Source organism: Loigolactobacillus coryniformis subsp. coryniformis KCTC 3167 = DSM 20001 (genome assembly GCF_002706425.1).
Lineage (GTDB): Bacteria > Bacillota > Bacilli > Lactobacillales > Lactobacillaceae > Loigolactobacillus > Loigolactobacillus coryniformis.
Map to the genome: position 1 here is coordinate 1655684 of NZ_CP017713.1, position 19292 is coordinate 1674975.

16 protein-coding genes are annotated in these 19292 nt (G+C 40.6%); 6 read left to right on the forward strand and 10 right to left on the reverse strand.

Annotated features, from left to right (window positions below):
* Positions 1-43 precede the first annotated feature (43 nt).
* Positions 44-1159, forward strand: coding sequence for a helix-turn-helix domain-containing protein (locus LC20001_RS08095; RefSeq protein ID WP_099267142.1), 1116 nt, complete (start codon positions 44-46; stop codon positions 1157-1159).
* Here LC20001_RS08095 and LC20001_RS08100 read toward each other — a convergent pair.
* The 8 genes from LC20001_RS08100 to LC20001_RS08135 all read right to left on the reverse strand — a co-directional run bounded on the left by LC20001_RS08100 (position 1156) and on the right by LC20001_RS08135 (position 10304).
* On the reverse strand, positions 1156-1998 hold the full coding sequence (locus tag LC20001_RS08100) for an MBL fold metallo-hydrolase (RefSeq protein ID WP_010011135.1): 843 nt from the start codon (positions 1996-1998) through the stop codon (positions 1156-1158). The genes LC20001_RS08095 and LC20001_RS08100 overlap by 4 nt on opposite strands.
* 3 nt (positions 1999-2001) lie before the next feature.
* On the reverse strand, positions 2002-3219 hold the full coding sequence (locus LC20001_RS08105) for an MFS transporter (protein ID WP_010011134.1): 1218 nt from the start codon (positions 3217-3219) through the stop codon (positions 2002-2004).
* Between the two features lie 25 nt (positions 3220-3244).
* Entirely contained in the window at positions 3245-6049 is a 2805-nt protein-coding gene (locus LC20001_RS08110; RefSeq protein ID WP_010011133.1) for an alpha-L-rhamnosidase, read from the reverse strand.
* A gap of 487 nt (positions 6050-6536) precedes the next feature.
* Positions 6537-6755 (reverse strand): hypothetical protein, encoded by a 219-nt coding sequence (locus LC20001_RS08115; RefSeq protein ID WP_010011132.1) that lies wholly within the window; start codon positions 6753-6755, stop codon positions 6537-6539.
* A 36-nt stretch (positions 6756-6791) separates the two neighbouring features.
* Positions 6792-6977 (reverse strand): hypothetical protein, encoded by a 186-nt coding sequence (locus LC20001_RS08120; protein ID WP_010011131.1) that lies wholly within the window; start codon positions 6975-6977, stop codon positions 6792-6794.
* A gap of 16 nt (positions 6978-6993) precedes the next feature.
* Positions 6994-8325: a DnaB-like helicase C-terminal domain-containing protein gene (locus tag LC20001_RS08125; protein ID WP_069700501.1), complete on the reverse strand. Its 1332-nt coding sequence runs from the start codon at positions 8323-8325 to the stop codon at positions 6994-6996.
* Positions 8309-9187 carry a conserved phage C-terminal domain-containing protein gene (locus LC20001_RS08130; RefSeq protein WP_010011128.1) on the reverse strand — a complete coding sequence of 293 codons (879 nt, stop codon included), beginning with the start codon at positions 9185-9187 and terminating at the stop codon, positions 8309-8311. The genes LC20001_RS08125 and LC20001_RS08130 overlap by 17 nt, the downstream gene beginning before the upstream one ends.
* Before the next feature lie 304 nt (positions 9188-9491).
* On the reverse strand, positions 9492-10304 hold the full coding sequence (locus LC20001_RS08135; RefSeq protein WP_010011127.1) for a hypothetical protein: 813 nt from the start codon (positions 10302-10304) through the stop codon (positions 9492-9494).
* Between the two features lie 278 nt (positions 10305-10582).
* Here LC20001_RS08135 and LC20001_RS08140 point away from each other — a divergent pair, with 278 nt between their 5' ends.
* From LC20001_RS08140 to LC20001_RS08150, 3 genes are all read left to right on the forward strand, one after another.
* Positions 10583-11077 carry a sigma-70 family RNA polymerase sigma factor gene (locus LC20001_RS08140; protein WP_010011125.1) on the forward strand — a complete coding sequence of 165 codons (495 nt, stop codon included), beginning with the start codon at positions 10583-10585 and terminating at the stop codon, positions 11075-11077.
* A 131-nt stretch (positions 11078-11208) separates the two neighbouring features.
* On the forward strand, positions 11209-11412 hold the full coding sequence (locus tag LC20001_RS08145) for a DUF1659 domain-containing protein (protein WP_010011124.1): 204 nt from the start codon (positions 11209-11211) through the stop codon (positions 11410-11412).
* 369 nt (positions 11413-11781) lie between these two features.
* On the forward strand, positions 11782-12036 hold the full coding sequence (locus LC20001_RS08150; RefSeq protein ID WP_010011123.1) for a DUF2922 domain-containing protein: 255 nt from the start codon (positions 11782-11784) through the stop codon (positions 12034-12036).
* A gap of 161 nt (positions 12037-12197) precedes the next feature.
* On the opposite strand, the gene LC20001_RS08155 is transcribed toward LC20001_RS08150, so the two are convergent.
* Together LC20001_RS08155 and LC20001_RS08160 are read right to left on the reverse strand one after the other, a co-directional pair.
* Positions 12198-12923, reverse strand: a complete 726-nt coding sequence (locus tag LC20001_RS08155; protein WP_010011122.1) for a hypothetical protein — start codon at positions 12921-12923, stop codon at positions 12198-12200.
* A 360-nt stretch (positions 12924-13283) separates the two neighbouring features.
* Positions 13284-15101, reverse strand: a complete 1818-nt coding sequence (locus tag LC20001_RS08160) for a restriction endonuclease FokI C-terminal domain-containing protein (protein WP_010011120.1) — start codon at positions 15099-15101, stop codon at positions 13284-13286.
* 199 nt (positions 15102-15300) lie between these two features.
* On the opposite strand from LC20001_RS08160, the gene LC20001_RS08165 reads away from it, so the two are divergent.
* Complete coding sequence (locus LC20001_RS08165; protein ID WP_010011119.1) at positions 15301-17265, forward strand: Dam family site-specific DNA-(adenine-N6)-methyltransferase; 1965 nt, start codon at positions 15301-15303, stop codon at positions 17263-17265.
* Between the two features lie 71 nt (positions 17266-17336).
* A complete protein-coding gene (locus LC20001_RS08170) occupies positions 17337-19250 on the forward strand; it encodes a restriction endonuclease FokI catalytic domain-containing protein (RefSeq protein WP_010011118.1) in 1914 nt (637 codons plus the stop codon).
* Positions 19251-19292: the final 42 nt, after the last annotated feature.

Here is a 19292-nt window from a genome sequence, read left to right on the forward strand (position 1 = left end):
AATATAGCTAAAATTAACGTATTAAAATACAGCAAAGGATTTGATGATGATCGATCATACTGAACTAGCCATCACTTTTTATAATGCGACAGGACTGAGTATTTTAATTAGCGATAATGCTGGGCGGCAACTGGCATTAGCTAAAAATCCATTGTTGCCTGAAATACCAACGACCTTATTGACTAAATTAATTGAACTTAGTCGTGACCAAGTCCAACTGCTGACGGTCATAAATTTTGGGTTTGTTGCGGTCTATGCTGCAGCACCAGAAATAGTGATTATTTGGGCAGCAACTAATGCAATCAGGGCTAACGGTATTTATGATGATAAGGTACCCCTAGTCGATTTACATCATTTTCGTGCACAAGTCACTCTCTTTTATGTGGCACAACTACAGCAAACGCCTAGTTTTGGTAATGAACAACAATTAGCAATGGAAGACTTTGCCATCATTGACCGCGCACCAAAAACTATGGAAATAGAAAAGCAACCTTCTCACGCTGGCTATTTGGCCGAACGCAAAATGTTGCTTGGCGTTGAACATGGTAATGTGAATGAATTTAATACCAATTACTTACCCTTTATGCAAGAAGGTAATTTTGGCGAATTGGCTGCTTCTGATCTACGTAGTAAGAAAAATTTGACGATCGCAGCTACGACTTTGTTTACCCGCGCAGCGATCCGCGGTGGTCTATACGCCGAGAACGCTTATAATTTAAGCGATCTTATCATTAAACAATCAGAACGTTTACCAGAGATCACAAACGTTTACGAATATACGCGTACGATTGGCGAACGCTTCACCCTTAACGTGGCGCGAATCAAGCGTCAAAGCTTACCAACAGTTGTCTATCGTGCGCAAGAATACATTTATGACCACCTCGCAACGATCACTAATGTGGCCGCCTTGGCTGAACAAGTCCAATGTAGCCCCTCTTATTTGATGCACCTATTCAAAGCATCAACTGGAGTCAGTGTCATGCAATTTATCACTGAGCAACGTATTCTATCAGCTAAACAACTGCTGATTTTCACCCAAGAACCTATAAGCGAGATTGCAGCGACGCTTGGCTACCCTAATCAGGCCCAATTAGCCCATATTTTTAAACAGAATACCGGCCTGACACCAACCCAGTTCCGTAAGAGTCAACAGCTTTAATTAAGTTGCTTATTCCAAATCCGCTGTTTGCTAAAAATAATATCACCCTCGATGCCATCTTGCCGATTAAACTCATTATCGGCTTTTTTGGCGATAAAAGCATGATTACCCATAAAATCGAATGGAATATCATCAGCCTTACCAGCTATAATATCATCGCAAACATCAATCAGATTTTGCAAAATATTAACATCAACTTCCATCACATGATGAGTAATATAAACGTGCTGATAACGCCCCGCCAAACGCTTTTGTATTCTTACTAAATTGGCGCGATAAGTTTCAACTGGTGCTGAGAAGGTGTCAAACAGAAAAGTCGATTTATTAGCTGCATCACCTGAAATTAAAACAGCTAATTCAGGGATCAGTAATACCATTGTCCCAGCAGTATGTCCAGGCAAGCTATAGCACTCAATATGAAGACCACCTAAATCAAATATCTGACCATCACTGAGATCATGAAATTTAAAATCAGGCTCTGGTGGTACCAATTGTTGCTCGATCGTAAGGGCAATTTCCGGAGCTAACCCCATCTCCAGATAGCCCTTTCGTACATCCAGCTGACAGTGTTCACGATACAACTCATTGTCAACCGGATTTAAATAAACCTCAGCAAATTCGGGTGCGCCCGGCGCATGATCAACATGTCCATGTGTCAAAATAACTGTCACCGGTTTATCAGTTAGACTGCTAACTAATTTGTGCAGTCCTTGCACACCAACACTAGTATCAACTAGCACACTGCGCTGATCACCTTGGAGCAAATATAGAATTTCACCAGTCAACGTCGCTAACGTAGTTAAACGTGAATTAATTTCTTTTACTTTGAAAAAGTCCAATTTTTATACCTCCGCTTTTTCTGGAGATTTATGCATATGCTTCAGCACTTCCATAACTAGCATTACCAGTACTGTTAAAACAACCAATGCAATGCCGCCATTCCGAAAAGCAATTGCGGCCGTAGTGCCACCCAATATCTGGCCATAAAATGGTGCAGCAAAGGAACCTAAGTTAGAACCAACTAGCACAATTCCATTAAATAATGGTGCGTTCTTTGTTGTCGTTACATCCGATATTTTGATGAAAAAATACGGCAATGCTAATCCACCAATCGCTCCAATCACAACAAATAACAACAAGATTAAATTACCGTTAGTTGTCATTGCCATACCGATTAATGGTAACGCAGTGGCAAACATACCTAGATATAGAATCTTTTCGTGCAATACCTTATATAGCGGACCGAATAAAGCACCACTAATCAATTGTGAGATATTAAGTACTGATAACGCGGTACTAGCTTGAGTTGGAGTCCCGATTCCCTGCTGTACGTATAAAGTGGCAATTTTAATATATGCAATCATATATGTAACCATATATAAGAATAAAACTAGTGTTAATCCAAGAACAACTAATAAACCAGCTTTATGCTCAGGTTCATGACTCTTTTTAGCCGCTATTGCCTCTGCTTTAGCACGTACACCATATTTTTCTGGCTCAGGTACGAAAATATAAAACAAGATCAAAGCTGGAATAAATAATAGATAAACAAGATATGCCGCATGCCAACTTATCTCTAGTAGGTGACCAGCGCCAAATGTCATAAAAGCAACACCTAATGCTGCAATTGACGAACGCCAACCAAGTAAATTAGCCCGTGCTTCATCGGTGAAGAATTCACTAATCAAGCTTATAGCCAAGGGATTAGCTAACCCAATACCAATACCCATGATTGCTCGCGAAATAATGACTAAAATCAAACTATTAGCAAAGGCAGGAATCAAGGCAGCAATTGTTGCAATCGTCATCCCCAATAATGCAGTTTGTTTCTGACCAATTTTAGTTGTAATAAAACCAGAGGTCAAAACAAAAATTGTGACAAAAATTGAAACCACAGTGGTAGAAAGTTCAACTTGAACCAATGAATATCTTGGAAATGCCTTAGCCATTTGGGGAATTGTTGCCGATATAGCACCAGCAGCTTGTTCCATAATATTTAAGGCAAGTAACGAAATAATTAACATCCATTTTTTATAACCTTTTTGATACATCTTCGACATAGTAGTCCCTCCTCGTATTCAATAACTATTCCTTAGTATTGGCTAAAGCAACATGTGCAAAAAGTTGATTGATTTTATCTATCTGTGCAGGCGTCATTTCCGGAAACCCGATCCCCCGCATTTCATGACTTAGTTGTAACAACGAATAGGCTTGAAAGTTCTGCATATTACCTGGTAAAGTCAGAAAGCTCCAAAATGGGACCAGTGTCGCTAATTGAGTCGTTAAAGTTTTATCTTGATTGTAGGCTGATAACGGTGTGTACACAGTAAACTGATCTACAAAGGCTTTTGTCGGCGTATACATGATTTCATAATGGCCTGGTTGCAATTGGGTACCATTTTTATATTGTCGATCAGCAATTTGCCAATTTTTTGCTCGCGGTAAGTTGACTGTAGCCGTAGCCCCATATGGAATATCAAGCGTTACTTTAATTTGATCACCTTGGATATTCATGATCTGCCACGCTACTGCAACTTGTCCATTAGCTAATTCTGTACGCCCAGCTACCTGTCTAAATTTAGCGGTGATGCCTGGTTGAATTGTCACTTGAGTGGGGGTTATTGGTTGAATGCCAATTAATTGTTCATAAGCCCATTGCATCACCGCCCCAGTGGAATAGTGATTTAAGGAGTTCATCCCATTTTCAGCAATTTTTCCGTTGGAATCAATTGAATTCCAACGTTCCCAAATCGTTGTTGCCCCATGTTTGACCTGATATAGCCAGCTGGGATAATCATCATTGAGAAAAATCTGACAGGCCAATTCATGTTGACCGTTTTTCGATAAGGCCGGCAATAACACTGGTGTACCGACAAAGCCAGTTGTTAAGTGATTGCAATCTTTCTCTAACCGTTTAACCAATTCACCAGTTAAACTTTGTTGCGTATTTGCTGGGTATAGATCAAACTCCAAGCACAACGCTAATGCAGTTTGTGTATCAGTCAGCAGACGCCCGCTACCAGTGAAAAATTCATTGATAAAGGCATCATGGATCTTGTTAGCTAATAATTCATAATATTCAGATTCATGCTTGGCTTGTAATAATTTAGCTGTCTGTGCAACAATTTTTGCTGAATAATAGTAGTAAGCACTAGCAATTAGATCATCTGGTGTCCGTCCCTTTAGATGTAAAATATCTTCTGTATCTAACGCTAACCAATCGCCTAACTGATCGCCATCTAACCAAAGAAACTCGTTACGTGTCCCTTTAGCATAATCATGGACCCAATCGACCCACGACATCATTGCACCAAAGTTTTGCTTAAGTACAGCTAAATCGCCGGTTCTGGTATAGGTGACCCAAGGAATAATCGTTGCAACGTCACTCCAAACCGCTTTGCCACCATCATGCTCATCGACTGCGGGACAATATAACGGCACTTTGCCGTTGTGTAAACTTTGCTCAACGGCCACATCAAACATGAATTTACGATTAAAGCTAAAAGTGTTCATATTATAACTGGCTGTTTGGGCAAAGATTGCTGCATCCCCAGTCCAGCCTAGTCGTTCATCTCGTTGCGGACAATCGGTTGGCACATCAAGAAAATTACTTTTCTGGCCCCAAAGAACATTTTTAAATAGTCGATTAACTAACGGATCATTAGTTGTAATATTACCAATTGATTTCATATCCGAGTACAAAGCCCATGCACTAAAATCGGTTACATTTATATTTTTTGGAAAATCGATCAATTTAACATAGCGGAAACCAAAATATGTGAAATGGGGTCGAACTCTGTGGGTTGTACCATCGCTAACGTAAGTAAATGTTGCCCGCGCTGAACGCAGATTACCCCGATATAATTCACCGTCTTGCAACACCTCACCATATTCCAATGCAACTTTACTCCCCCGGGGTAAACGATTGGTAAAGGTGACCCAGCCAGCCATATTCTGTCCAAAATCCAGAACAGTTGTGCCACTTGGTGTCATAATCTTTTTAACGACTGGTAATTTTTCATGGGTAGTGATTGGCAAACTCAAGCGATCAAATAAATACTTAGCTGGTTGTTCAAACTGTGCCAGCGGCAATTCAGTTAGACTAACCGTTTCATCAAGATCCTCTCCATAATAAATACCCGAATGCGAAATTCGAGAACGCATACATTTCCATGTAGCATCGGTTGTGATAACTTTTTCGACACCCGCCTCATCAGTAAAACATAATGCGGCAACGGCCATTAACGCATTGCCGTATTGATTCATTTTACCGCCATGTTGTTTAATGCCTAATTTACCGCGGAACCAGCCATCACCGAGACTGATTGTTAATGTATGTACACCAGCTTCGGTCAACAAGTCGGTAACATCATGTGTGGCAATCTGCGTGTAATAATTGTAGTTAGTAAAGCCAGGTGCCAAATATTCTGCGCCAACCTTATGCCCATCAATATAGGCCTCGTAAAGTCCTAGCCCACTAATATATAATCTTGCCTGTTTGATCCCCCTTGGAATCGTCACTTGTTTGACTAATTGCAGGCCATGGACACTGGCATCAGCCGAACCGATCCAGTGCGCACCAAGGCGTTGATCCATCAGCCCAGTTTCAAAATAAGTTGCTTTAGTTTCAGTATAATCAGCTGCCCGTAAGGAAACGTGAACTACATATCGCGTACGTGGTGCTAAATCCAAGGCTGGTTGAAAATCCAGACTTGTTGCCGCCTGCCATTCGGATTCGTAGACTACTTTGTCTGCCGCTTGAATCGTTAGCTTTTTCTCAAGCTCAGTCGGATAGTCCATTCCGACTACTGAACAATGAATGGTGATTTGATCAAATTTATACCCAATTGGTGTTTGCATCTGATTAATACTAATGGTATTAATTTTCAATATTAGGTCCTCCTCATCAGTTTGCCGCAATCGCTTACAAGGTTTATTATGCTTTATTTTTAGCGCTTATTTTATTTATTAATGCTTTTTATTATTAATAAGTGCTATTAGTAGGCAAATTTATTTAAAATAAAAACCACTAAAAAATAGTTTTTCAACTTATTTTTAGTGGTTTTTTCTATCGCCTAAGCTTTTAATGCTTCTTTAAAATTCAAGGTTAATTACCAAAAAATAGATAACGCACCATCCAGCATAGAATTTCTTCTTATGCTTAAATTACTTGATAAAATTTGACAATGTACATTCATTAATAATCAAACTATAGGACGCCATTTTAAACTTTACAACCCGACAAATCAAGTTCATGACTATAAAGCTGTCTTTCTTTGACCCTGTACTCCAAAACAGTTATCGATAAACAAGAGGAACAGCTTTTATGGATGAAAAACAAACTGCAGATACGAAAAATATTTGCCCAAAACTTTTATTACCCACTAATCGTCTGCGCCCCCAGCAACCGCAAAATCCCCGCGGCACTTTTCTGATTCTGACACAAAAATTGTAGAAACTGTAAAAATTCCGCCGCATCCTGTTGCCGGTACAAAAATTCGCCTAAACAGTACAGTTCATCCTTAGCCGACACCGGCCGATCCAAAAAGTCGTGGCGCGCCAGCTCATGGTCTAAGGGAATGCCTAAATCAGTCATTGAAGTCCTCCTTTGTTTATATGAAAGAAAAGCGACCTAAATATGCAGATCCTGGCCCAGCATTGCAGTGAGTTCTTGCTGCCATTTGTGCGCGGCGACCAGCACCACGCAATCGTTGGTGCGCATATTGCGGATCACCACCACGCCGTCGCTGCGATCAAGCTCGCGGACGAGGCGATTGAGGTGCATTTTGGCGTTACTGACGGGGAGTGTTTCGATCATCGGCTTCACCTCCTTTTTAATTGCGCCGCATTGTTGGCGGCACCACATCTTGCTGCATATTTACCGTCCCGTTGCCCGCTGCCACCGGCGTATCCAGCACCAACTGCGGCGTAAAGCGCATTTGCCCTGGGGTAAAGGTAAAGGCCAACTCGGTCAGGCAGCCAGAACGGTTTTTGCGGAAAATTAAGTTTAGGTGGCGGACTGCCTTGTGTTCTTCGTCATTGCTGATTGGATAAAGAAAACTGACCGTATTGGAATCTTGCTCGATACTGCCGGACTCGCGCAGGTCGGCTAGTTGCGGCGTGCGGTCAACGCGTTTTTCCAGCTCGCGGTTTAATTGCGAGAATAAAATGATCGGGATGCCCATTTCGTTGGTCAACAACTTTAACTCGCGGGTGATCGTTTCGATCTCCAGCCGCCGATCGGTGCGCGCCGCCAGTCGTTCTAAACTGATAATTTGCAAATAATCGATCACCGCTAAATATTCGCCGGCGGCAGCTTTGGCGGCGTGGGCGCGGATCGTCTTGATGATCTGCGGCAAAATCAGCAATTTATCATGTAAATACAACTGTTGTCGATTCAACTGTTCGATGCCGGCACGGACTTTTTCTTTCTCAGCGGCACTCATTTGGTACGGGTTAGTGAACTTGCCAGCCGCCACGCCAGTTTCGCAGGCGACGATCCGCTGGTAGTTATCCTGGGCGGTCATTTCCAGCGAAAACAGATCCACCGTCAGATTCGGTGTGTACTTGATCGCCTGTTCGATCAGATTCAGCGCAAAGGCCGATTTACCGACACCGGGGCGGGCGCCGATCGTCCACAACATCCCGCCGCGCAAGCCGCCGTTGAACACGCGATCGACATTGGCGAAAGTTTTGATGCCCAACGGCTGTGGCTGTGCCAGTTCCGCCGCTAACGTCGCCCCGTGTTCAGTGATCGGTTGCGTTGGTGTCGGCGGTTCGTTTAAGCCCAGCAACAAGCGACTTTGCGCCTGCAACGCCGCCAAATTTTCCGCGTTCGGCGTGGCAAAATAGGCTTGGGCCGCCATTTGCGTGTTGCCCTGTTCGTACCAAAAATGCTGCGCCTGCACGCTGTCACGAAAAATTTGCTCGTTGTCACAAGGTTGGGCAAACGTCTGCCAATCAGCCTCTTCAAACGCCAGCGGGTACGCCGCCTGAAAGCGCCGCTGCACATCCACAAAACTCTGAAACGGTCCCGGATCAGTCACCATAAATTCGACAAACTCACGGCAGCTCTTGCCACTGAACCATTCCGGCGCGATCGTCACTGTTTTGATCGCCGCCGGATGTTGCAATAAATAATGGACCACATTAGTATCCAAGGTCACGCCCAATCGCCTCCACTTCTTCTTCGGTCACGTCAACTACCTCATCAGCCGCCCGCCGCAACACCATTGCCACATCACCGCAGCTTAACTGATACAGATCACGCAAATACTGCGTCCGCGTCAGCTGAGCTGCCGGCTGCACGTGCGCCGGTGGCGGCGCCTCCAACAAATACTGCTTAAACTTCGGTCCAAACAACGTCTGCGGCCGCACAAACTTCCAAAAATCAGTCTCGTACCAATCCTTGCACTTCCAATCGATCACCTGTTTGATCTGCTTGATCGTCACTTTTTGATCAAATAAGCCCGCCAATAAAATCTGTGTTGCCGGCTCGTTGCTAAATTGCTTGCCCGACTGCTGGTGCAGGTACGCCAGAATTTTGCCGGTGGTCGTTACTAATTTAGCGCGTTGTGCTGGGGTGTATTTTTGCAGGGCCAGTGGCGTGACGCCGGTTAATGGCGGTGCTGGTGGGGCTGGCTGCGGATCATCCACGTCGTAAAATTTAACTAGCCCGCAATAATTAGGATCGACATCGTCAACTGCATAGCGTTCCCAGTGGCTGATCTGATAGCGGTCATCCGCATGTCGTTGCAGTAAACCAGCCTTTTCTAGTAGCGCCAATAACTGCGGTACATAGTTAGCACGAGTAATATGCGCTAGGTGTGCATATTCGCTGTTAGTCAACGCTGGTTGATCAGTACCAGTAACGTAGCCAGCACAACCCGCACGGCCAGCAATACAAGCTAAACGCAACCAAAGTGCTTGTGCAGTTCTTTCTTGACGACCATTACTTGCCAACTGTTCTAGTTTTATAAATTCAGGTAATTCAAATAAGTTAATTGGTATTTTAATAACCGTTTCCAAAACCCTCACCTCAAATTAGCTATTCATTTATATATACGTTTGAGCGACCGCTTTTGTCCCGCTATTTTGGCAAAAAAATAAAGTTAAGCACGAAACACTGATTTAACAGCGTTTACTTAACTTTATTTTTCTCATGTTAGTTATTTTTTACTTGATCTTAGATCAAGTTCAGGTGATCTTAGATCAAATTCAAGTGATCTTAGTCGAGTTCAAGTGATCTTAGATCAAGTTCAAGTGATCTTAGATCGACCCTAAAATCATATCGGTGCGCGCATAGTTACAGCCACTTCACCCCACGTACCCGCTAATCCGCCTTACTTTTCCGGTGCTTCAAACCGCGCGGTGGCCGTATATGATAATCGGCCGACGCAGTGGCTTCGCGGACTGACATTTGTCCCACTTCTGCCAACTGACAAACATCTTCGCTGAAACAATCATAAATAAATTGCCGGAGCTGCGCCGGCTGTACTTGCGGAATATCCAAGGCCGTCAACTTCGGTAAATTGGCCGGCACCATGAGATCACAAGTACTTGACGGCAACAATTCTTTAAAGCCTTGCTGAACTACATTGGTCAGTGCCAGCAGAAATTCGCGCACCAAACCTAATTGGGTGGTCAAGCTGCGCACACTAAGTTGCACCCGAATCACCACTTTGGGCTGGCGCTCATCTGCTTGACTAAAAGTTACCAGCACCGCATTTGCGTATGCGCGCATCGTTGAATACCAGCGGCTGCACACCCAAGCCGCCTGTTGCCGCTGTGGACTAGAATCCGGAATAAATGAATTTTCACCGTGAAAATAAGGAAAGTTCTGTAGCCCCAACTCATCGGCCATCCACCGTGATAGTCGACACGTTAACAAATTATGCTGACTGTACACGGTCATTAACTGCACTGCTGTCCGCGAACATAGCACCACTTTACCAGAAACATCGATCACCGCCGTGCGGTAGATCACGTTGCCAAGCTTTAAGTCATCCGCCAAGCTGCCAACAAAAATAGTGGTCTTGCGAATCGCAAAATCAGCGCATAATTCTGCCGTTTCTGCATACGTCGTCTGATCCGCCAAATCATAATAAAAACAATTATTTGGCAATCCCTTTGGTCGTTGTCCCATCTGATCCCCTCCAATTGGTCGCTGCAATCGCGCCATCTTTCAGATTAGCATAAGCTAAATCTTATTTAGTTGGAAGCGGTTAACTATTTACTAAAAATTTAATGAAGACTAGATTAGAAAAAATCGATTGCCGTAATGAAAGCCTTTTCTTATTGTATTTTCAATTAACCAGCGCTGCATTTTTACAAAATGCGCTGTTTGTCGTTTTTATGGCCAAGCCGGTATGCTAAATAGCGTCCTAGACGTCTGGGATCACTACAAGCAAAGGTTGTGATCCAATGACAAATCAATTGATCAATACGGCATTTAACGCCGCACTCAACGATAAAAAACTAATCGGCGGTGCGCTGAAACACTGCCACATCACCCGCCAACGCTCAGATTACGATGATTTTTTTCAAGAATGCCTGCTAGCTTACGTCGATGCCTACTGCCAATACGAACAGTTGCCGGCGCCGCAGATCAGCCGCAATAACTATCTCTATACCAAGCTGTGCCAACGGATCTATGATCACTGGCGCAAAAATCAATGCTATCACAAATATTTCGGCAACGAGGCCACCGTTGAACCAACGACTAACGCCGACTTGATCAACCATCTGATCTTAGAAGACCTCGTTGCTGAACTGTCGATCGTCGAAAACCAAATCTTCAACCACCTGTATCTACAAAATGATTCCGTGACTGAAACTTGCCGGCAATTAAAAATCAGTCGCAGCGCCCTCTATCGTCGCCGGGCCAAACTTTTTAAGAAAATTCACCACTTTATTTGAAAACAGCGGGACAAAACGGCAGGCTCAAACGTATATATAAGTGAGGGCTAAATGACGGCCGCATTGACCCTTAAAAAAACTGGGTTTCTGGCTCCAGAAACCCACACTAAAATTGACGAGGAGGTCATCCCATGGCTATTTTGAAAACAGACTTGCAGATCAAAACCGTCGGCGACAACATCGACGGCGAAGCGACGCACAAGTTCATGAACGTCAAAGAAGGCACCACCCCTGAACAACTGGACACATTCGGCAAAACCATCGCTAAACTAGCCAACGAAGGCTACAGCGCTGCGGTCACCGTTGTATATGATCGACATGACTACGCAGGATAGAGTGGTAAATTAGGCGCTCAGGATTTGAGGTCTAGCCTACTACTCCACAAAAGTAGTTGATTATTAGCAAACACCACTAATAATCTTGATGCTACGGACGTTGACCATTCTTGTGGCAAAATTCATGCCGCAAGAAACATGGCAGCTAGGAGATAAGAGACACGCAGTGGCGCGTTCTCATAGCGTAGCTGAGCGGAAGATCCTGCCTAATTTATCACGTTTCCACTACCCCTGAGTAACGCGCACCGCCCCATTTCCGCCGCCAAGCGTACGCCCCGACGCTAAATCGCGGAAATACCGCACCACTGAATTATCTACTACTACGCAATACACCACTACACCCAATCCACCACAGAGAGGAGCATTCCCATGAAACAACTTGATATGGAGTTCAAGAACGAAATCGGCAAAACGAAACATATGCGCCTGAACTACGCTTCCCAGACCCTGGACGAAACTACGATCAAAACAGCGATGCAAACGATCGCCGATTTGAAGATGTTTGAGTTGGAAGCGGTTAATCCGTACGCAACGCCAATCAAGGCGCAGTACATTGAACGGACAGTGACACCAATTTTTGGCGGTGAAACTGAATCTGAACCAAAAGCTAAGATTGCCGAATAATTACTGTATGCAAAGAAGCCACACTTTAGCCGGTGTGGCTTCTTTGCGTTGAGAACCATGGTTGTATAACTTACACATTATTCGATGAAACTAACTAAAAATAGCTACCGAACAGTAATTATTTGCAAGAATACAAAATATTATTAGTTGGTAAGACCAAACTATTTATCCTTACTATCAAAACCGCCGCCTAGATAAACCCCACCAAAGAAGCCGCCCCACATATCACTTAAATTCAGATTAGGCTGATAATGTGGCTTGACCCTTGTGCGGGTGGTCATGGTTAAATAAGTTTCGTGATAGTTGTTATCCGGTCGGCTTAAGGTAGTCGACGGGTTGAAGACTTTTTCCAAGTCTGGCAGCTTGCCGGTTGCCTTTTCTTTTTCGGTAGCCGGCGTTAGATAGTAGCCATAGCTACCGGAGTAAAGCTTGCGGCGTTTAAGGTCTACCGGATAACTATACGCTTCCAAGCCTTTGTATAACCGTGATAAATCAGTGTTACCTAAGGTCAAACCGGTGTTCAACCCTAACCAACGCAAGTCCCCGCTGTTCATGATATCGGGACCGAACACTAAATACCGGATAAAACCCCGTTTAGCATCATTAGCCGCCTCGATTTTCGGCAACTTAGGCTCCCACGTGTAAGGACTATTCACAAAGTAATAACGAGCGGTTAACCCAAACTTACTAAACTCGTAATAGTAACTATCCTTTAACTGGTAGGTGTCGCCCTGTAAGTCTAAGCCAAAATGAATCTTAAAAGCACCATTTACCCAAAAGTTAGTTAAATCAGCGGTGTATAGGCTCAAGGCGTACGGCTCTTTGCCTTGGCTTACCCCGTTTTTAAGTGTTTCCCGCTGGTAGATATCTAAGCGCTGAATAAGCATAAGTTATTCCCCCTTTTTTAACCAAATTCACTTTTAAACACAGCTTACTACTTTTCACAATAATAGTTAATGAGCCAGCACCTATTGAAAGACATTAATTCGATAAGGAACCTCTTGTTTTGGCACTGCTAAGCTACGTAATCGCAGATCAATGTTTACTAGATCATCCTTGTATCTCATTATATAGTAAATTGCTCGCAGTCGTTAATTGCCAGCTCTTGTTTTACTTGCTTAAAACAACACCATTCAGGGACAACGTCAAACGACGAAGCATAATTCCGTGCCATATCAGTGTCTACTTGCAAAATAATCATATACATTTCAATTGAAAAAACAGTGATATATGGAAACCCAAACAAACTAACTTAAAATCAGCTTATTTGTCATCAATTTCGGAATATCTGTTGTTTTTAAATTCCCGGATGATACTTTATTGGCTAAACGCAATAATACCTCAGTTGTCATCGCACCGCCATCCATATTTGTTTGGTTATGCGTGCGAGTTAATTGATCCAGATACTTACCTGTAAAGCCACCTGCTACCCATAAATAATATATATTATTTTTTAACAGCGTCGCTGGAAAGGCCTCCCACCAGCGGTTTGGTGTTACATTCTGGTTTTTATCAATCACATCTGTAATATAATCAACCATTTCACGTTGTTGATCCACTGGGATGTTATAACCATTCGAATAAGCTTTCGTATCCAGAATAATTCCATAAGTAGAGTTATAATAAACTGCTCCATCTGGCCTATTTTGTCCGCCAAGATGTTCTCCATTCAATTCAAAGTACTTTTTAAAAATTTCAACTACTTTTACTTCAAACAAAGTAGCTTCAAGGGTGTTTTGAGAACGTGTAGTTGCCTTTTTCCACGACATTTCAATAACTTCTATATCGGCAGGATCAATTTCTGTAAGTTCATTGAGTAGCGTATTTTTAGTTTTTTGTAAGGCGGCATCCTTTAGTACCGGTGTCATATTAACACTTGGTACTTCAAAATTATTAACGCTATCTCTAAAATAGATATTCCCACCATCTCTATCAATGTTTAGACCAAATCGAATTAATCCTTGAATATCAGCTTGTAGAACACCCATACCGTCAAATAATCCGCGTTCTTTAAGATATTCACTTAACGCCGATATCTTTGTAATTTGCTGCATCCCTTTAAGCGTGTATGCACGACGAATTTTTACATAATTTTTATTAGTGACCTTAGTTGCCAACATATGCCAGGAAACGTACTTCTCTATAGCATGGTGGCGAGAAAAACCCTTGGCCAGCTTCAAAGCTCGCCGACCCCTCATACCATTAATTTGATAAGCATGCGGTGTATATTCTTCATCACCATCGACTACTCGAACTAATTTACGTGACTTGATCAGATCAAGAGCAATTAACCATCTAGAAATAGTTCGTGCCCATTTATCTGCAGACCCTTCTACATCACTACGAACATCGCCCTTTTTATTTTGTGGTGTATCATGTAAATATTCAAACCATTCGGATTCCTCAAAAGAAGTAAAACCTGGTTCCCCAGAAAATCCTAACTCATGACCAATTTTAAATTTCGATAACAAAACAGTAGTGTCTTGATTATCTGATTTTACATTATTTAACAAATATAAGAACCGTACGGCTGGTGGATAAGCCATAACTACGGGAACTAGAAATGCTTTTTCTTCAGCGCTTAAAATGTATGTTTTCTCCTTACCATTCTTCCAAGTTCCATCTGGTTGTTGTGCAAATCTCTTGCCTAGCTCTGTAATGCTTAATAAATCAGTATCTTCACTTACTTCAAAGAAATGTAATGTCAACGCCCAATTCAAGAATCCTTCTGCCGTCCATTCATCTGTCCATGCCTTTTCTTTCTTATTATCACCACCTGACAATTGAGCTAAACCAAATGCTACTTGATGCTTTCTGTCCTTTACTCCCGTATAATTCTTTGGAAAAACAGCCTTACCTTTCATTTGGTTATAAGTTATCTGAATCTCAGGCCGTGTAAGCCTATTCCTTAAAGCATTTCTCTGCACACTATCTTCAATATAGTCTAATCCTGTATCTAATAAGTACGTATAATAAGGTGAATCTCTCACCAATATTTGAACAGTTCTTTTTAATTTACCAAAATTGGATGGATTCTGAATCCATCCAAATTCATGTGCGCCCATGTTAACCACTCCCAATAAGATTATGATAATTGTAACGCATTGAAATATCAAAATCAGTACACTGTCAGAACAATATGCACATTAAAATAAATAATCGTGTAATGCGTATATTAATAAATAGATACGCCATATAGTATTTGCAGAAGAATGGCTACTAATGCTATACTAGCGTTGATAGGATGTAATAGGATGTGAGATAATGAGATTTATCGGAAGCAAAGCCCATCTACTAAAAAAAATAGATGAAATATTATTACCAAATTTAACAGGAAAAGAAAAAACGTTTGTGGATTTATTTGCTGGTTCAAATAGTGTTGCACAATATTATAAAAGAAGATACGCAGTAACTAGTAATGATCTTTTAGCATTTTCAAATTGTATTGCTAAAGGAACAATTGAACTTAATACAACCCCTACTTTTGGCACCCTTAGAGGAGTTGGAATTACTGATCCCTTAAAGTATTTACAATCTACAGACCTAAGCAAATATGATGGTGACTTTATAACAAAAGAATACTCTCCTGCTGGACCAGATGGACGTATGTATTTCACTATTGAAAATGCCAAACGTATTGACTTTATCAGAAATACCATTGATAAATGGCACACAAATAGCTTGATCAACGAGCAGGAATTCTACTATATATTAAGCATCTTACTACAGGCAGTTCCATTTGTGTCAAACATAACCGGAACATACGGTGCCTATTTAAAACATTGGGATAAACGATCCTTTAAAAAAATTGAGTTAATTCCTACGCCAATAATTAATAATCACCACAAAAATAAAGCACTTAATATGGACGCAGTCATATTGAGTAAACAAATAAGTGGCGATATTTTATATATTGACACGCCATATAATAATCGTCAATATGCACCAAATTACCATATTTTAGAAACAATCGCACTAAACGACCATCCTACTGTACACGGTGTAACCGGACAACGTGACAATCGGGAAAAGCGTTCTGATTTTGCAATGAAATCACGTGCAAAACAAGCAATGATAAAATTACTAACCAATTTAAATTTTTCTCACGTTGTGGTCAGTTATTCAACTGATGGTATCATCCCTGAAGATGAGTTAAAACAACTTATTACAGACATTGCATTAGATGGACATGTGATTGAAAAGCGAATTCCTTATCGGAAATATAAATCTAAAATAATCAACCCTGATGATGAACTGTATGAACTACTTTTTTATTTTCAACCAGCACATGCCCTACTAAAGAAAAAAAGGGCTATTGTAAAATCAACCAATATACAAACCAGCCTATTTAAAGATACCGCAACCATTAGTACAGTACCTAGTAGTGGATTCATTAAAAGTCCGTTAAACTATATTGGTGGAAAATACAAACTACTGCCACAACTATTTCAATATCTACCTAAACACGCGGATAAGTTTATTGATCTTTTTAGCGGTGGTGGGAATGTCGGCATTAACGTCAATGCCGACACAGTTTTTTTCAATGATTTAAATAGTAAAATTAATGAGCTTTTTCGGTATTTTCAAGGTCAAGACCCAAATACTTTAATCACAAAAATACAAAAACGTATAACTGATTATGATCTATCTAAAACGAATGAAAAAAATTTTTTGAAATTTCGTGCTGATTATAATGCACATCAAAATCCATTAGACCTATATGTACTTGCGGCTTATAGCTTTAACTATCAATTCCGCTTTAATAACAGCATGGAATATAATAATCCATTTGGTCGAAATCGTAGTCATTTTTCAGAAAGCATGGCAAATCACTTGATCCGATTCGTATCCAAACTAAATATTCTTGATGCACATTTCACGGATTATTACTTTACGGACTTTGACATGAGTACTCTTACAAAGAAGTCGTTTGTTTATGCTGATCCGCCATATTTAATTACTACAGGTTCATACAATGATGGCAATCGTGGATTTAAAAATTGGACATCCACGCAAGAAAAAGAACTATATCAATTATTAGACGACATTAATGATCGCGGTATACATTTTGCATTAAGCAACGTTACTGATCATAAAGGTAAATCAAATGATATTTTGAAAGAATGGATTAAAAAATATCACGTACACGTTCTAAATTATAATTACAAAAATTCATCACACAATACCACAGCACTTGATAGTCGTGAAATACTAGTTACAAATTATTAAGAATAAAAAAGTTAACAATACTTCAGTCTGATATAATTAGTTTATTAACTCATAGGATTGAAGGCCTTTTAATGACTATTACTATAAATTATTATCCTAAAAAAACAAAACGTTTTTCCATCGGTTTAGGGCAAGATGTCGGTAGTTTACGCAGTATGGTAAATATGTTACAAGTATTTGTAATTAATTCCCCTATCCAGAAGAAATTAATTAAGCGTCTTTCTTGGCGTATGAGCGATCAAACTCTGCATAAAAAATATTTAAAAATATTATCATCTAGCCCTGTTCGAGCGACAGTAAAAGATTTAAGCATAGAATATAAAAAACTAAAGCATACTAATGCATCACCAAATATACGTGGAATTCTACAAGGTATTATGGATGGCCAGAAATATGCCAGAGATCGTAACAACAACTTATTATTAGATCCGGAAGGAAAACCTTATAAACTCTCTATGCGTAGTTGGGCAATTCGTAATTTCATATCATTGGCCATTTCACTTGGCTTTTTAAACTGGAATCGAGTTAACGGTGATATTACATTAACAGCTTTTGGCTACCAACTAGCAACAGCAAAACATTTTTCAACAGAAGAATTAACAAACGACGAAACTAAGTTATTTACGCGAGCATTTATTTCGCTTCCTTATGCTGTTGGATTTATGCGTACACTTAAAAATACACCAAATGGATTGAATAAATTCGAACTAGGTGAGAAATTTGGCTTTGCTGGTGAAGAAGGATTCGTCAGTTTTGGCTCAAAAATATTTATAGACGCACTGAAAGAAGCTTATCGTAAAAATGATGAAAAATTGGCTAAGACAATAAATTCTAATTGGGAAAGTACTAGTGATAAATATATTCGGAGTCTTGCCTCTTTATTGGGCAAACTTAACTTTGTCCATACCTCTAAACAAAAAATTAAATATAAAGATGAAGAACAAAAAGACAGATCTTTTAAAATCAGTATATATTCTCTAACCGGGCTTGGAAGACAAGCTCTTGGATACGCTCTAGGACTGTCTAGTCATCCACGTTCAAAAAAAAACATTATATGGGATATGTTAGCTACCAAAGGTAGTCAACAAACGTACATCCGTACAGTCAGGGCCTTAATTCTAAAAGAGTTAAGTGAATCAAGATATCTAACTGCAGAATTATTAGCAACTCGTATTAATAATAATCGTATTAATAGCAAGAGAGTTTTAAACGGTGAGTTAGTAACTGCTGATGAAATTATTGATCACATTACTGGTCTCAATGGCATTGGTTTAGAAATCACAAGTAGCCATCGTGGTTTTATACTTAAAGATAAAATCAGTGATTTTGAAATTCCAGTTTTGGCAACTGACTTGCCACATAAGGACAATGTAATAAAGCAACAAGACGAGTTACGGCCAATGCTCAAACATGTAAATCATAAATATTTACAACTTGTTGAGCTTGCATTCGAATCATCTCGAAATAGTGAATATTCACAGTTTGAAACACTTACTATGGAATTAGTATTAAAATACCTTGACTTTTCAGGTAAGTCATTAGGTGGTGCAAATAAACCGGATGGCATTGCTTGGGATCCTCTCGGTAACTTTTTAATCTTTGATACTAAGGCCTATAAACATGGATATACCTTATCTAACAATACTGATAGGGTTGCACGTTATATTAACGATGTGCGCGATAAAGATATACAAAGAATATCTCGTTGGTGGCAAAGTATTCCAACATATATTGATGTAAAAAATAAATTACAATTCGTATATATTTCTGGCAGCTTTACAGGTCACTATTTACGACTTCTAAATGACTTACGATCTCGTACTAGAGCAAAAGGTGGTTTGGTGACTGTCGAAAAATTACTATTAACGACTGAGCGCTACTTAGCCGAAGCTGATTACACTCATAAAGAACTATTTGACGATTGGATGGATGATAATATTGAACATGAAGAGTATTTTTATTCCCTACAGGATGCACTAAAATAGCACTGGAATTAATAAAAAAGATCATTAATCAAATGCTGAACT